The following is a 15,727-nucleotide window of genomic DNA, read 5'->3' as shown; positions in this document are numbered from 1 at the left end:
AGTGTTTCCGCGGGCCTGAACGGGGTGGGCGACCTACGCTCGGCGCGTGCCCCGACGTCGTGTCCACCTGGTCCCAGCGCCGTCCGTCGATGCCGACGGTGCGATCCGCGAGGGGCTGACCGCCCTGCGCGCCGAGCTCGACATCCCGACGGAGTTCCCCGCCGCCGTGCTGGCCGAGGCCGCGGAGCGGATCCGCACGGGCCCGCTGCCCGTCGAGCGCCGTGACGCCACCGACGTGCCGTTCGTGACGATCGACCCTGAGGGCTCGAAGGACCTGGACCAGGCCGTGCACCTCGAGCGCCGAGGTGCGGGCTTCCGGGTGCGGTACGCGATCGCGGACGTGGCAGCCTGGGTGACTCCCGGCGGCGCCATCGACGCCGAGGCGCGCCGCCGCGTCGTCACGCTCTACGCGCCCGACCGGCGGACGCCGCTGCACCCGCCCGAGCTGTCCGAGGGCGCCGCGAGCCTGCTCCCGGACCAGGACGCTCCCGCCGTGCTGTGGACCATCGACCTCGACGCCGACGGGCTGCCGCAGCACGTCGACGTCGCCGCGGCCACCGTCCGCAGCCGCGCGCAGCTCACGTACGACGGCGTCCAGCGGTCGATCGACGACGGCACCGCCGACCCCTCGCTCGCGCTCCTGCGCGACATCGGCCTCCTGCGCGAGCAGGCCGAGCGCGACCGCGGCGGGATCACGCTGCCGAGCCCGGAGCAGGTCGTCGAGCACGACGCCGACGGCCCGTGGGTCCTGCGGAGCCGGGCCACGCTGCCGGTCGAGGACTGGAACGCGCAGATCTCGCTGCTCACCGGGATGAGCGCGGCGCAGCTGATGCTCGACGCGAAGGTCGGGGTGCTGCGCACCCTGCCGGCCGCGCAGGACCGCGACGTGCAGCGGCTGCGGCGCGCGGCTCTCGCCCTCGGGGTCGCGTGGCCGGAGGGCGCGGCTCCCGGCGAGGTGATCCGCGGCCTCGACGCCGGGATCCCCGCGCAGGCGGCGCTGCTCACCGAGGCGACCAGCCTGTTGCGCGGGGCGGCCTACGTCGCCTTCGACGGCGAGGTCCCGGCCGCTCCGCTGCACGCGGCGATCGCCGCCCCGTACGCGCACGCGACCGCTCCGCTGCGCCGACTCGTCGACCGGTTCGCCGAGGCCACCTGCGTCGCGATCGCCGCGGGCCGCGAACCCGACGCGTGGGTCCGCGAGGCGCTGCCGCAGCTGCCCGAGCTCATGGCGGGCGGGGACCGCCGGGCGTCCGCGTACGAGCGCGGGTGCCTGGACCTGGTCGAGGCGGTGCTGCTGCGCGACCGCGTGGGGGAGACGTTCGAGGGGGTCGTCGTCGACCTGGCGGACAAGGACCGCGGTGGTGTCGTCCAGCTCGCGGACCCGGTCGTCCGCGCGAAGGTCGACGGTGCGGGCCTGCCGCTGGGGCAGCGCGTGCGCGTGCGACTCACCGAGGCCTCGGTGGCCGACCGCACGGTGCGCTTCGCGGTCGACTGACGCGCCGCAGCCGGGTCGTCGACGCCGTGCGGCGGGACTGGCAGGCTGGCCGGATGTCGCGAGAGAACGCGCCCCGGGTGCTCGTCGAGTCGGTCGCCCAGTGGCGGGACTGGTTGGCCGAGCACCACGCCGACGAGCCGCCCGGCGTGTGGTCGGTCCGGTGGCGCTACGCGTCGGGCGGGCCGGTCGTCACGTACGAGGAGCTGGTCGAGGCGGCACTGTGCTTCGGGTGGATCGACTCGAGCGGGCGGACCCTCGACGACCAGCAGACGATGCTCTGGTTCACGCGCCGCAAGAAGGGCAGCGGCTGGGCGCGGACCAACAAGGTCCGCATCGAGCGGCTCGAGGCCGAAGGGCTCATGGCCCCCGCCGGTCGCGCCATGATCGAGGCCGCCCGCGCGGACGGCTCGTGGACGCTGCTGGATGACGTGGAGAACCTCGTCGTCCCGCCCGACCTGGCCACCGCCTTCGAGGCGCACCCCGGCTCGCGCGAGCAGTGGGACGCCTTCCCGCCCAGCGCCCGGCGCGCGCACCTGGAGTGGCTCGTCCAGGCGAAGCGCCCGGCGACCCGCGAGGCCCGCATGCAGGACATCGCCGAGAGCGCGTCCCGCGGCGTCCGCGCCAACGAGTGGGTCAGGAAGACCCCGCCTCCGGCTCCCGCGGTCTGAGCGCCCCGGACGGCCGGAGGCCCCGGGGCCACCGGGACGAGCGCCCGCAAGACGATGACCCGGGAACGCCGCAAAGGGCCGGCACCGGGCGACGAAGCGCCCAGCACCGGCCCCCGCGAGGCCGAACCGGATCAGGCGGCGATGGCGCCCTCGGACGGCAGGTCGTCCTTCTTGGCGCTGATCATGACGACCGCGATCAGCAGCGCCAGGATCAGCATCACAGCCGACCCGATGTAGGCCACGTGGAAACCGGCCACCTGGGCCGTCGCCTGCACCGAGGCCGACTTGGGGTCGCCGCCAGCGCCGATCAGGTCGCCGAGCTTGTCGGCCGTGGCCGTCAGCGCGAACGTGTTCAGCAGGGCGAGGCCCAGCGAGCCACCCACCTGCTGCGACGTGTTCAGCACCGCGCTGGCGATGCCTGCGTCGTGCCCGCCGACGCCGACCAGTGCCGTGCTCGACGCCGGGATGAACACCGCGGCCATGCCGAGGCTCATCACGACGAGGGCCGGGAAGACCGAGCCGAAGTACGACGAGGTGGGCGTGGTGTTCAGCAGCAGGAGCAGGCCGGTGCTGGCCAGCGCCAGGCCGATGATCATGAGCGGCTTGGGCCCGACGCGCGGCAGCAGCTGCGCGACGATGCCGGCCATGACGATGATGCCGATCGAGAACGGCAGGAACGCGAAGCCCGCCTTGAGCGGCTCGTAGCCCAGGACGTTCTGCAGGTAGAGCGTCATGAACAGGAACATGCCGAACAGGCCGGCGCCCACGAGCAGGAAGATCAGGTACGAGGCACCGCGGTTGCGGTCGAGCACGATCCGCAGCGGGAGCAGCGGGTTGGCGACCTTGCGCTCGACGAACACAAAGGCGACCAGCGCCACGACGGCGACTGCGAGCCAGGTCAGGACCACCGGGTCGGTCCAGCCACGCGTGCCCGGGATCCCGTCGGCGCCGGTGACCGGCTTGGCCGCCTCGGTGAACCCGTAGACGAGCGCGACGAGGCCGACGATCGACAGGAACGCGCCGGGGATGTCGAAGCGGGTGTCCCCGTTCGCCTTCGACTCCTTGAGCACCGGGATCGCGACGGCGACCGTGATCAGCGCGATCGGCAGGTTCACCAGGAGGCACCAGCGCCAGTCGAGGTACTCCGTGAGGGCACCACCGGCGATGAGACCGATGGCCGCGCCACCACCGGAGATGGCACCGAAGACGCCGAAGGCCTTGGCGCGCTCCTTGCCCTCGGTGAAGGTGACGGTGATCAGGGCGAGCGCGGCGGGGGCGAGCAGCGCGGCAAAGGCACCCTGCAGCGCGCGGGCGCCGAAGAGCATGCCCTGGTTGACGGCGAGGCCGCCGATCGCGGACGCGCCGGCGAAGCCGACGAGGCCGATGATGAACGCCTGCTTGCGGCCGACGTAGTCGGCGATGCGACCGCCCAGGAGCAGGAGGCCGCCGAAGGCGAGCGTGTAGGCCGTGATGGCCCACTGCAGGTTCGCCGCGTTGATGTCGAGATCCTTGGCTGCCGCGGGCAGCGCGATGTTCATGATCGACGAGTCGAGGACGATGATCAGCTGGGCGATCGCGATGACGCCGAGGATCACCCAGCGCCGGGGGTCCTGCCCGGGGGCATGCTCCTCGGCGTGGGGCTTGGTGACGGCGACAGCCGCACGGGGTTCGGACACAGTTGCTCCAAGGCACAAGAGAAGAGGGGTTCGGCGACGTCGCCAAAAGGGGATCCTGCGGTTGGCCCGGGACGCTACCCGGGCCCTCTGACACGACCTGCGCGTCGCTCGTGTCACCGGCTGACCCCGGCGACGAGGCTCAGCACATCGCTCGATGCCTTAACAAGTCAAGTGGATTGGCTGTGAGCAGAATCCCCTGGTGGGTCCCGCGAACGGGCGCTGTGTCGCACGTCATGATGGAACCGTGCCGACCACTCCGGACGACGACGAGCTCGACCTGATCCGCCGCTCGGGCGCTGCCCTGCGCGCCGGCCGGCTGAGCCTGTCCGCAGGGACCGGCTCCTACCGGGTCAAGGCCTCGATGTCGCGGCTCGCGCACGCGATGGGCGTCGACCGCCACGAGGCGCACGTGACCCTCACCGAGATCACCACGACCTCCCACCGCGGCGTGTCGTTCCGCACCGAGGTCGCTGAGGTCCGGACGGTCGGCATCAACGCCGACCGCCTCTCGAAGCTCGAGGTCATGGTGACCGACGTCGAGCAGGCGGCCCGGCGCACCGGCGTGACCGCGACGCCGGAGGACGTCGAGGCCCGGCTGGACGCCATCGCCACGACTTCTCCTCTGTACCCGCCGGTGCTCAACGCGCTGTGGTCGGGGATCGCCTGCGCGGCGTTCGCGTTCCTCAACAACGGTGGCCCGGTCGAGGTCGTCGGCGTCTTCGTCGCGGCGGCCCTCGGTCAGGGCGTGCGCCGCGCGCTCCTGCACCGCGGCTGGAACCAGTTCGGCATCACGATGCTCGCCGCCGCCGTCGCCTGCTTCACCTACCTGGGCCTGGTCACCGTGCTGCACAGCGCCGACGTGATCACCACGCGTCACGAGGCCGGCTACGTCTCCGCGGTCCTGTTCCTGATCCCCGGCTTCGCACTGGTCACGGGCGCGCTCGACCTGGCTCGCCTCGACTTCTCGGCCGGCCTGTCCCGGCTCACGTACGCGCTGATGATCCTCACGTCGGCGGCGCTCGCCGTGTGGGGCGTGTCGAGCATCGTCGGCCTCGCCCCCCTGCCGCCCGCCCCGCTCGACCTGTCGGAGCCCGTGCTCTACCTCCTGCGCGCGGTCGCGAGCTTCCTCGGCGTGCTCGGCTTCGCGCTCATGTTCAACAGCCCGTGGCGCATGGCCGTCGCCGCCGCCGGGATCGGGATGGTGGCGAACGTGGGCCGCCTGGCGCTCGTCGACGCGGGAGCGGCGGCGCAGGCGGCAGCAGCGGCCGCGGCCCTCGTCGTCGGGCTGCTCGCGGCCTCCGTCGCTCCGCGCATCTCGGTGCCGCGCGTGACCGTCGCCGTGCCGGCCGTCGTCATCATGGTGCCCGGCGTCGTCGCCTACCGCGCGGTCTTCTGGCTGTCCGAGGGGGACACCGTCCAGGCCCTCGCGTACGGGGTCCAGGCGGCGCTCGTCGTCGTCGCGCTGTCGATCGGCCTGGCCGTCGCCCGCATGCTCACGGACCCCACCTGGGGCTTCGAACGCTGATGCAGCCGCTGGTCAGGACCCGTTTTGCTGCCCGACGACGCACCCAGGTACCCTGTGCTGGCCTGGAGACGTCGCATAGCCAGGTCTAGTGCGCGACCCTGCTAAGGTCGTGAAGGGGCAACCCTTCCGTGGGTTCAAATCCCACCGTCTCCGCTTTCACGAAGGCCCGGTCCACGACGGACCGGGCCTTCGTCGTCCCCGGGCGCCGCGCGGGAGCGTCGACGCAGCTCTCGTTGCATCGTTCGCGCCGAGGACGCGAGCGACCGCTGCAACGATCGCTGCGTTCACGCGGACGACGCGGAGGACGCGGCTGCCGCGGGTGCCTCGGTGCGGCGGCGCTCGAGCAGCACGTCTCCCACGATCACCCCCACCATCACCGCGTTCGCCAGCCAGCTCAGCACGAGCGGCGTGACCGCGCCGTGCAGCGCGAAGGCGGCCAGCACGACGAGCGTCCCGACGAGGTGCGGCACCGACCAGCGCCCACCCGTCGCGCGGCGGAACAGCGCGTTGCCCAGCAGGTAGACCGCCGTCGCCCCGCAGATCAACCCTGCGGTCCAGGGCTCGGTGTCGCCGCCGGGGTGCTCGAGCACGAGCTCGTCGGCCACCGCGGTCAGCACGATCCCCGCCACGAGCAGGAACGGGACGTAGGTGTACGCGGTCTGGGCCACCATCCCGGGCTGGTCCCGGGACTCGAAGTAGGCCGTGCTGCTGTGCTCCGAGCGGTCGAAGAACAGCAGCCACATGAGCACGGTCGACGCGAAAGCGGCGAGGAACGCCCAGATCACGGTCGGCGTCACCTCGAGCTCCGCGAAGGCGGCGCCCGTGACGATGATCGACTCGCCCAGGCTGATGATGAGGAACAGCGAGACGCGCTCGGCCATGTGCGCGCCGCGGACCTCCCACGTGTTCGGGTCGGTCGCGCCGAGGCCCGGGACGCGGAACAGCGCGCGGGGACCGACCACGTCGATGAGTGCCGCGGCGATCCAGAGCCACAGCCGGGTCTCGTCGTGCGCCAACGCCCCGAGCACCCAGAACGCGCCCGACACCGACAGCCACACGGCGATCCGGATGAAGTTCATCGCGTTCTCCGGCCAGTGTCGGCCCATCGCCCAGACCGTGAACAGCGTCCGGCCGACCTGGATGACGACGTACGGGACGGCGAACAGCAGCGCCTTGTCCTCGAACGCCTCGGGCACGGCGCTCGACATGAGCAGCCCGAGCAGCATCAGGACGAGCAGCATCGCCCGGACCGGTACCCGCTCCGGATCGAGCCACCCGGTGACCCACGTGGTGTCGATCCACAGCCACCAGATCGCCCAGCCGAGGATGATCGTGTGCAGGAACGTCATGCCGTCGGGGTGCTCGATGAGGCTGTGGGACAGCTGCGTGACCGCGAAGACGAACACCAGGTCGAAGAACAGCTCGACGTAGCCGACCCGGCTCGAGTCGTGCCCGTCGCCGTGGCGCAGCACGTCAGACCTCATGCCCCAGCGCCCGCTCAGCGTGTTCATGCCGGGGATCCTGCCAGGGGGAGTGCCGCGGGTCACGTGCTTCCAGTTTGGGCTGCGGCGCTCTGACCCGGTATCGTCTACCGCGGCCCGCAAGGCCATGCGCCCGTAGCTCAATGGATAGAGCATCTGACTACGGATCAGAAGGTTGGGGGTTCGAGTCCCTTCGGGCGCACAAAAGAAGGAGAGGCGCATCGCGGCGAACGCGATGCGCCTCTCTTCTTGTCTGAAGTAGAGCGAAAGCGCAGGTCACGGGGCATTTCTGCTTCGATCGGCGAGGTTGACCCCCGTCTGGAGATGACGGCGCCGGCGCAGGCAATCGGTCTGGGGCGGCGTCGTGCGCGGTCGTTCTCGACACAGTCCGACACACGACGCGACACAGGATCGCGTGTCGGCGACACACGGGCCCGTGCCGGCCGGCCCGCGCCAATTGGCGGGTTCACGGCTCGATTGCGCTCATCCGGCGGCGTTGCACGGGTCCGGCTCGTGCCTCGACTGCCCGAACCGACCGTGATCATCCCCACCTCGCGTGGTCGCCGGCTCGCGCCGCGACCCGTCACAGCGGGACTCGTCGGCTACGTGCGCCGCCCCCTGGTCGCGCCCGACGTCCCCGGCTTCCGCAAGCCTGCCGCAGCCAAGGCGACGGCTACGGCCCCCGCCGATCTCGTCGACGTGACCGCGGTCGCCACGTCAATGGGCGTGCCCGCGCAGGTCGTGCGCATGTGGGTCACCAGCCGCCCCCAGCTCCTTCCCCCGATCACGTTCGTCGATGACGAGCCGTTCTTCACTGCCAGCAACCCGAAGCGGAGCACCCTGTCGTGAGTACCTGGAGTCGTCCCTACATCAAGGTGACGGACGCCGAAGGCCAACCGGTCAGCTGGACTCTGCCCGACCCTCTGCCGACGCCCGCCGGCGCCGGCACGAACGAGCGCCTGCGCGTCGGGGTGACCGCCAGTGCTCTGGGTCTGCCCCCCGGCGCGGGCTTCGAGCTGCGCTGGCGCACACCGAACGCCGCCAACCCACGCCGCCGCTCCTACCAGGCTGATCCGGTGCTCGGCGTCGCGATCGCCGCCGACATCGTCCGCGCCGCAGCGCAGCCCGCGTGCTGGTCGCCGAACAGCGACCACCTGCCTGCCCGGGTCGAACCGGAACCGGCCGCACCCGTGCCCGCGCGATTCACCGCCCAGCCACAGGCGGTCCTGCGAGGTGTCGACCCCGCCAGCCGGGCACACGTCAGCCCCGACAACCCGCTGCTGATCGCCGTTCGTGACGGCCAGGTCGCCCTCGGCTCCACCGTCGCCGACGTGGTCGACGAGATCGTGAACCAGCGCTGGCCGGACTGGGGACCCCAGCACCGCAGCGACATGGCCAACAAGTACGACTTCCTCAAGCAGGTCATGGTCTACCGGGAACCGGCAGCAAGCGACACTCCAGAGGTCACCGCCTGGAAGCGTGCCCGTCTTGAGATCGAAGGCGTCGAGCTCGGTGCATCCATGCATGTCGCCCTAATCCTCGTTCCAGACCTCGCCGACGCCATCAAGGTCCGCCGAGAGAGCAACCGAAGGGTCGACCTCCTCAACGCCCAGGCCGTGGCCAAGTTCGACGAGGCCTGGGCCCGCTACTACAACGCCGTCGAGGCGAAGAAGAACAAGACGTGGCGTGGCGGTCGTCTACCGAAGATGCCCCCCGAGGTCCTCAAGGTCTACGACCCTGACACCGGCGTCCAAGCACGAACCGAGGAGGCCTTTGCCGGGGCTCTCGCCGCCGTCCTGCGGCAAGCGGCGAACACCGGGCGTTTGCTCGCGCCGAACCCGTGGCCCGCATTCGCGGGCAGCGGAGGCAAGCGCACGGGCTACCGGCGTCCCGTCGTCGCGGACGTACACCAGCGGCAAGTGCCCACCATTGGTCAGATCGTCGACCTGGCGGACGCCATCCGCACCACGGGCCCGATCGATCACAGCAGGAACCGGCACATGGGCGACCGCTATGCCGCCTACGTGCTGGCCAGAACGGCCGGCGGTCGCACCTCCGAGTACGCCGGACTGCATCCCAGTGACTTCCACCGAGCCGCGCCGGAGCTGGAGTTCCGTCGCTCTGTCACGTTCCCGACAGCCGAGGCGAACGCGGTGGACTCGAGCGTTCACATCGCCAACATGCTCAAGGGCCGGCCGCCGGGAGAGACGCGCCGCGTGGGCCTGCCGACCGCGGTAGCTGACGCAATCGCAGTCCACCTTGAGGCTGGCTACCACAGCGACGAGTTCCTCTTCACGGGCGCCACCGGTGGTGTCCTGCGCCCGGGGGGGTCGTTCTTGCGGTGCTGGAACGAAGCGGTGGCTCGAGTCTTCGGAGAGTCCGCCGAGCCGTCGTTGAAAGAGCTCGGCCCGAGGACGCTTCGCAAGAGCGCGGTCACGTGGCTGATCCGCGCAGGCAAGTCCGTGACCGAGGCCGCCGAGCTCACCGGACACAAGCCCGAGATCCTGCTGAAGCACTACGCCGGGGTCTCCGGGAATCGTCGCGCCATCCACCCGTGGACCGGCTGGGACGACGCGTGGGCGTGGGCGTCGCTGGAACGCGACGAGACGTAGGAGGCCGGGTGAGGACGTGCGTGCGCAGCGGATCGAGCAGGACGCGACAGGAACGTGGGAGATCTCGACGTTCGCCGGATCGCTGCACGTCCTGTGCATCCCCCTGGACGGCCGGGCGACCGTCGCGCGCTACACCGACTGGGGCGGCGTTGACCCCTCCGCTGGCCCGGCAGAACTGCCTGAGGACGGTCGCGAACACACCCTGGTCGCGTGGTGCTCATTTGACCCCGTGGGTCGGGTCGGCCCCGCCATCGAATTGGGCAGCTGCATGGTCCTGCTCGTCGAGCCCATCGACCGCGACGGCGTCCTGCGGGCCGTGATCAGCACGCCGGTCGTCGCCATCTACGGAGAGCCAGCCGAGCCTTCGGTCCGCACCTGAGGAAACCAGCGACAAAGGAGTCCGCCGTGAATGACCGCATCCCGATCATGACCGATCTCGACCTGACGGAAGAGCAACGCCGGTGGATCGTCACCGACGCGGACACCGCCCACACCCAATGGCCGAGCGCCTGGAAGGTCGAACGCAGCCCGGACGCGATCTGGTTCACCAACGGAGCCGTGAACGACGGCGGGTGGGACTGGCGCAGTGTCAGCATCGCCGCACGCGCGTTTCCCTCCTGGCGGGTCGAGCTGTGGTCACCGGCGTACTTGACTCTCACCGCGCCGCCACGTGAGGTGGAGGTCCTGGATCTGGGCGCCGAGCACGGCACGTGGACGGTGCACAGCCTGAGCGCGACGGTCTACCGACTGGACCTCGACGACCGGCTGTTGAGACGCGAGCCCGGCCCGAGCTCACCGAGGGGGCCCTTCGACGGCGAGTTCGTCCCCCTGGTCTCCGTGCGGACGGTCTCGTCCGAGGGAACGCAGGGCGACGAGGGTGTGATCCGGGTCGGCTTCCGCCACCTGTACTTGACGGACCCGCAGGGCGGCCTGGCCGACTACCGATGGTGGCTCCAGCAGGTGGCGCGAAGGATCGCGCGCACGTAGTGATGTGTCCTGAGGCAACGCCCGGCGGCGCTCAGCCTTTCCCTTGCGGGCACGCCACGGAGCTGCCGCCGGGGCTCGGGGATTAGTCCGATCGGGCGAATCTGTCCTTACTGACCCGAAAGTCACCTGTGCGTCCACTTTGAGGGCTATCGTCCTGCCACGACTCCACGTCCGTGGGTCGCCTGCCTTGGGGGCAGCGTTGGTGACCCAAGTCTGACCTGGAAGAACGTGGAGTGTGGCGTGATGAAGCGTCTATTTCGTGGTGCCTCGGCGACGGTGGCGGGCGGTCTTGCTTGCCTTCTCGCGGGGTCGATGCTGACGAATGTTGGTGAGGCTGCCGAGTGCTCGTCGACGGCGCCGGATGCGACGTCCGCGGTCGCGATGGCGCAGTCTTGCAGCCGCGACGTCGAGGCGCTCAGCGCACGCACGCCCTGGGCCACGCTCTACGCGACGGCCGGCGGCCAGATGCGGCTGGAGCAGTCGGCGGTCGCGCAGCGGACCGAGGTTGACGGGTCGTGGGTGCCCATCGACAACGACGTGGTCCGCGACGGTGCCGGGCTGGTCGTTGCTGCGCCGGTGGCGGACATGACGTTCAGCGACGGTAGCGCCGGCCAGCCGCTGGCATCGATTGAGCGTGATGGGCAGCGCATCGACTACGGCTTCCCGCTCGACCTGCCCACGCCCATCGTGGCCGGTAACACCATCACCTACGGTGACGTGCTGCCGGGGGTTGACTTGGTTGTGAATGTCAATGACGACGCGACTGGGTTCTCCAATGTTCTGCGCATCGACGACGCTCAGGCCGGGGCGAACCCTGCACTGGCCACGCTGGACATCCCGCTTGAGACGTCGTCTGCGTTGGACGTCGTGCCGGCACCGACGGGCTTCAATGCCGTCGATGCGGACGGCGAGACGGTGTTCACAAGCCCGGCGGCGACCATGTGGGACTCGTCGGGCGACGCGACGACGCAACCTTCGGCCGGTGCCTCGGAGGCGACGGATCGCACCAGCGGCCCGGCGATCGGCGACGAGGTGTCGACGATGACGAGCTCGCTGACGGACGACGGTGTCAGGGTGCAGACGGACAAGTCGATGCTGACCGACCCCGAGACGGTCTACCCGGTCTACGTCGACCCGAGCATCAGCGCAAGCATCGAGGAGTGGGTCGCGATCCGGAACGTGTACTCCTCCAAGTACAAGTTCGACGGGGACGAGGGTGTGGGCCTGTGCGACCACGCCGTCGTCGCTGACTGCCCACAGACCTATAAGTCGCGCATCATGTGGGAGTTCCGTGGGGACATGGATTTGATCGGTGACCTGGATCCTGATGACATCGTCTCAGCGACGTTCAAGGCGTACGGGGCCTTCTCCTACAGCTGCACCCCGACCGAGGTGAAGGCCTACCGCACCAACAACATCTCGAGCGCGTCGACGTGGAACACCTGGGACACCGACACCGACGACTATCTGTCGTCGGTCACCGTGGCCCACCGCGATTCGTGCAGCGCGAGCGGCCAACCGGGTTGGGACGAGTGGCCCGTCGCCGATGCGGCGAAGTACACCGCGAGCAATAACTACGAGTCCGTCACGATCGGGCTGGCAGCAAGTGAGACCTCCATGTCTGGTTGGCACCGCTACCGCGACGACGCCAAGCTGTCGGTGACTTACAACCGGGCGCCCAATACGCCGACCTCGCTGAAGGTCGCGGGTCTGACCTGCGGGTCGACAACGCGCGACACGACGCCCAGCCTGACCGCGACAGTGAGCGACCCTGACCCGGGTGACCGTGTTGCCGCGAACTTCAACGTGTACAAGGACGACGGAACGCTGGTCTGGAACGGGCCTTACCTGGCTTACGCCGCAGCCCCCCACACCTTCAGTGACATCTCCGGGACGTTGGCCAGTGGCAGCTATCAGTTGCGAGTTTACGGAAAGGATGCCGCGGAGCGGACGAGCTCGACGGCGACCTGCAACTTCACCGTCGATGCGACGCCCCCCGCGACGCCGAGTGTGGCTTCGACGGTATACCCGGAGAACAAGTGGTCCGGTGGTGTCGGCAAGGCGGGCTCGTTCACGTTCACGGATGCCAGCTCGGACGTGGTCAGCTACAAGTACTCGTTCAACGACGACGCGATGACGTCCAGCGCATCGGGCAAGACGGCCACTGTCACCTTCACCCCGACGGCTTCGCAGGTCGGTTCGCAGAGCCTGTATGTCGCGGCGGTCGATGCGGCGGGCAACGTGAGTACGACGCCGAAGCTGTACCGGTTCAACGTGAACCTGTCGACGAAGAACGCATGGTGGACTCTCGACGAGAGCTCCGGCGCGACGGCTGTGGACAGCAAGGCCGGCAACAACCTCACGCTAACCGGGGTGACGCATGTGCCGGGCCCGCTGCAGGAGTCCGGATTCAACACGACGGACAACGCGCTGCGATTTGGTGGCACGTCGGCATACCGTGCGGTCTCCGCATCGCCGTCGGTGTCGCTGACCGACACCTACACGGTCGTGGCGGTCGTGAAGCCGGACTCTGTCGGGACATACAGCGCGGTCAGCGAGAACGGTGCGAGCGTCAGCGGGTTCACACTGGGGACGGTGACGAATTCGTCCTCCTGCTTGTCGGGTTGCTGGGCCTTCACCACCTACCCCACCGATGCTGCGTCGCCGGGCACGCCGGTTCAGGCGGTCTCGGCGCTACCGGTCTCGACCAGCGACTGGACGCTGATCGCAGGCACGTACGACGCCACTGCCAAGTCGATCAAGATCTACGCGTGCACCCTCGGGGGCGCCCCGGTGGTGTCGGCGGGCACGCCGTACACCGCGACGTGGGACACGACGGGCAAGCTCGAACTCGGTCGGGCGCTCTCGGCCGGCGCTGCCACGCAGTTCTGGCCGGGTGTGATCGACAACGTGACGGTCTACGACACGATCAGCGTCGACGAGCTCAACCGCCGCTGCAACCCGTTCGGCTGACGCTGCAACCGGTTCTGATCCGCTGACATTGACGCAAGGGGCACATCGTGAAGTGGACGCGCAGCGCGGGCATGGCAATTGCCGCCGCGGTGGTCGGGGCACTGGTCGGGACGACGCTGGCGGGGCCGGCAACGGCAGCTGGTGGGGACGCTTGGAACCCGCAGGAGCGCCGCTCGCATGGCGCCGAACTGTGGCCCGACCAGGGTGATGAGCAGTCGCTGATCCCGTCCACCACGGACACCGGCGAGCAGGACGTCGCGGTGCAGGGCAAGGCCCCGACCAACGCCACCGTGGACGTGACGTGGCCAGGTGCCGGGTCGATGACGGTCGCCGTCACGCGCGCTGCCACCGGCGGCACAACGTCAAAGAGCAAACGGGCCGGCGGGGCACCCACGTTGCGGGTGGTGGACGCAGACGTTGCCGCCAAGGCGAACGTCGCCGGGCTGTTGATGCAGGTCACCTCACGCACGAGTGACACGGACGCGGCCGCTGTTGCGGTGTCCGTGGACTACTCGAAGTTCGCCGGTGCGTTCGGTGGGGGGTGGGGGAGCCGGTTGCGGCTGGTGACGTTGCCCTCGTGTGCGCTCAGCACACCCGAGTCCGCCCAATGTCAGACCCAGAGCCCGGTCGACTCGGTCAACGACGCGCAAGCGGGCACGGTGACAGCCAGGTCGGCGTCGCTGACCTCGGGTGTGATGGCGTTGACCGCTTCGGCGTCCGGTTCGACGGGCGACTTCTCCGCGACACCGCTCGCGGCGTCGTCGGCGTGGGCGGTCTCCACCCAGACCGGCTCGTTCAGCTGGTCCTACCCGTTGCGGGTCCCGCCGGCCGCCTCTGGTCTGGAGCCGGACCTGTCACTGTCGTACTCCTCGGCGAGCGTCGACGGCCGGGTCGCATCCACGAACAACCAGTCCTCGTGGATCGGCGACGGCTGGGACTTGTCGTCCGGGTTCATCGAGCGCAAGTACGTGCCCTGCGCCGAAGACACCGACGGGGACGCGAACAACGCCGACCACAAGACGGGCGACCTGTGCTGGTCGGACCAGAACGCCACGCTGGTGTTCAACGGCTCGTCTACCGAGCTCGTGCACGACACCGCCTCGGGATACTGGCGCCCGAAGAACGACGACGGCACCCGCGTCGAGCGCAAGACGGGCGGGTGGAATGCCGACAACGACGACGAGTACTGGGTCGTCACCACCAGCGACGGCGTCAAGTACTACTTCGGACGCGGCAAGACCAGCTCCACGGGGTCCGACCTGAACTCCGCGTGGACCGTTCCGGTCTACGGGAACAACTCGGGCGAGCCGTGCCATGCGTCCGCGTTCGCGGACTCCTGGTGCCAGCAGGCCTGGCGTTGGAACCTGGACTACGTCGCGGACCTCAGCGGCAACGCGATGACGTACACCTATGTCGCGGAGTCGAACAACTATGGCCGCAACAACAACGACGCCGTCTCCAGCTACGACCGCGGCGGGTACCTGGCCCGGATCGACTACGGGCAGCGTGACGGCTCGAGCGCGGCGCCCGAGCAGGTCGTGTTCACGACCGCAGAGCGGTGCGTGGCCTCGGGGAGCATCACATGTGCCCCGAGCGAGCTGAACGACGACACGGCGAGCTCGTGGCCCGACGTGCCGTATGACCTGGTGTGCACATCGAGCTCGTCGTGCCCCGATGTCCGTTCCCCGGCGTTCTTCACGCGCAAGCGGTTGGCGAAGGTCGAGACCAAGACCACCGTCGGCGGTGCGCTGCAGTCGGTCGATTCGTGGACGCTCACGCACACGCTGCCCGACCCCGGCGACAGCGGCAACGCCGTGCTGTGGCTGGCGTCCATCCAGCACCAGGGCCTGGTCGGGGGCACGGTCACCTTGCCGAAGGTGACGTTTGCCGGCACCCAGCTGGCGAACCGGGTCGACAAGATTGGTGACGTCGGCCCGCCGATGATCCGCTACCGGCTCAGCTCGATCGTCAGCGAGTCCGGTGGCATCACGTCGGTCACCTACTCCGACGAGGACTGCACGACGAGCGATCTACCGTCGTCCCCGCAGTCCAACACGCGCCGGTGCTTCCCCGTGCAGTGGACACCCGAAGGCCGCGCCGACCCGATCAGGGAGTACTTCCACAAGTACCTCGTGACAGTCGTGGCGAGCGATCCGGCCGAAAGTGGCATCGAAGCCGTGCAGACGCGCTATGACTACGTCGGTGGCGCGGCGTGGCACTACGACGACAACGACCTCCTGCCGGCCAAGCGCCGCACCTGGAGCGACTTCCGCGGTTACGCCACCGTCGACGTGACCACCGGCTCGCTCT

11 protein-coding genes and 2 tRNA genes are annotated in these 15,727 nt (G+C 69.7%); 11 read left to right on the top strand and 2 right to left on the bottom strand.

The window, feature by feature from the left end; all coding sequences use genetic code 11:
- The first annotated feature begins 46 nt into the window (after positions 1–46).
- Both D1825_RS04630 and D1825_RS04625 read left to right on the top strand, forming a co-directional pair.
- On the top strand, positions 47–1,495 hold the full coding sequence (locus D1825_RS04630; RefSeq protein WP_233549634.1) for an RNB domain-containing ribonuclease: 1,449 nt from the start codon (positions 47–49) through the stop codon (positions 1,493–1,495).
- Between the two features lie 53 nt (positions 1,496–1,548).
- Positions 1,549–2,163, top strand: a complete 615-nt coding sequence (locus D1825_RS04625) for a YdeI/OmpD-associated family protein (RefSeq protein WP_118766285.1) — start codon at positions 1,549–1,551, stop codon at positions 2,161–2,163.
- 131 nt (positions 2,164–2,294) lie between these two features.
- On the opposite strand, the gene D1825_RS04620 is transcribed toward D1825_RS04625, so the two are convergent.
- Entirely contained in the window at positions 2,295–3,839 is a 1,545-nt protein-coding gene (locus D1825_RS04620) for an MFS transporter (protein ID WP_233549633.1), read from the bottom strand.
- A gap of 244 nt (positions 3,840–4,083) precedes the next feature.
- Here D1825_RS04620 and D1825_RS04615 point away from each other — a divergent pair, with 244 nt between their 5' ends.
- Positions 4,084–5,364, top strand: a complete 1,281-nt coding sequence (locus D1825_RS04615) for a threonine/serine exporter family protein (protein ID WP_118766283.1) — start codon at positions 4,084–4,086, stop codon at positions 5,362–5,364.
- Between the two features lie 64 nt (positions 5,365–5,428).
- Positions 5,429–5,517: transfer RNA gene (locus D1825_RS04610), tRNA-Ser, on the top strand.
- Between the two features lie 131 nt (positions 5,518–5,648).
- On the opposite strand, the gene D1825_RS04605 is transcribed toward D1825_RS04610, so the two are convergent.
- The gene (locus D1825_RS04605) at positions 5,649–6,875 is read right to left on the bottom strand and encodes a low temperature requirement protein A (RefSeq protein ID WP_158580679.1); all 1,227 of its coding nucleotides are present in this window, start codon (positions 6,873–6,875) and stop codon (positions 5,649–5,651) included.
- A gap of 99 nt (positions 6,876–6,974) precedes the next feature.
- Here D1825_RS04605 and D1825_RS04600 point away from each other — a divergent pair.
- The 7 genes from D1825_RS04600 to D1825_RS04570 form a co-directional block, all read left to right on the top strand.
- Positions 6,975–7,047, top strand: a tRNA-Arg gene (locus D1825_RS04600).
- Positions 7,048–7,382: 335 nt separating this feature from the next.
- Positions 7,383–7,694, top strand: coding sequence for a hypothetical protein (locus tag D1825_RS04595; protein WP_118766281.1), 312 nt, complete (start codon positions 7,383–7,385; stop codon positions 7,692–7,694).
- Entirely contained in the window at positions 7,691–9,457 is a 1,767-nt protein-coding gene (locus D1825_RS04590) for a site-specific integrase (RefSeq protein WP_138067460.1), read from the top strand. Before D1825_RS04595 ends, D1825_RS04590 begins: the two co-directional genes overlap by 4 nt.
- Before the next feature lie 16 nt (positions 9,458–9,473).
- Positions 9,474–9,836: a hypothetical protein gene (locus D1825_RS04585; protein ID WP_118766279.1), complete on the top strand. Its 363-nt coding sequence runs from the start codon at positions 9,474–9,476 to the stop codon at positions 9,834–9,836.
- A gap of 26 nt (positions 9,837–9,862) precedes the next feature.
- Positions 9,863–10,444, top strand: a complete 582-nt coding sequence (locus D1825_RS04580; RefSeq protein WP_118766278.1) for a hypothetical protein — start codon at positions 9,863–9,865, stop codon at positions 10,442–10,444.
- Between the two features lie 240 nt (positions 10,445–10,684).
- A complete protein-coding gene (locus D1825_RS04575) occupies positions 10,685–13,417 on the top strand; it encodes a LamG domain-containing protein (protein ID WP_138067459.1) in 2,733 nt (910 codons plus the stop codon).
- Positions 13,418–13,464: 47 nt separating this feature from the next.
- A partial coding sequence (locus tag D1825_RS04570; protein ID WP_199721497.1) for a SpvB/TcaC N-terminal domain-containing protein occupies positions 13,465–15,727 on the top strand: 2,263 nt, incomplete at its 3' end.

This window comes from Cellulomonas rhizosphaerae (genome assembly GCF_003470205.1).
In the GTDB taxonomy this organism is placed as follows: Bacteria; Actinomycetota; Actinomycetes; order Actinomycetales; family Cellulomonadaceae; genus Cellulomonas; species Cellulomonas rhizosphaerae.
The sequence above is the reverse complement of the archived record's forward strand: the minus strand, read 5'-3'. Positions and strand labels throughout refer to the sequence as shown.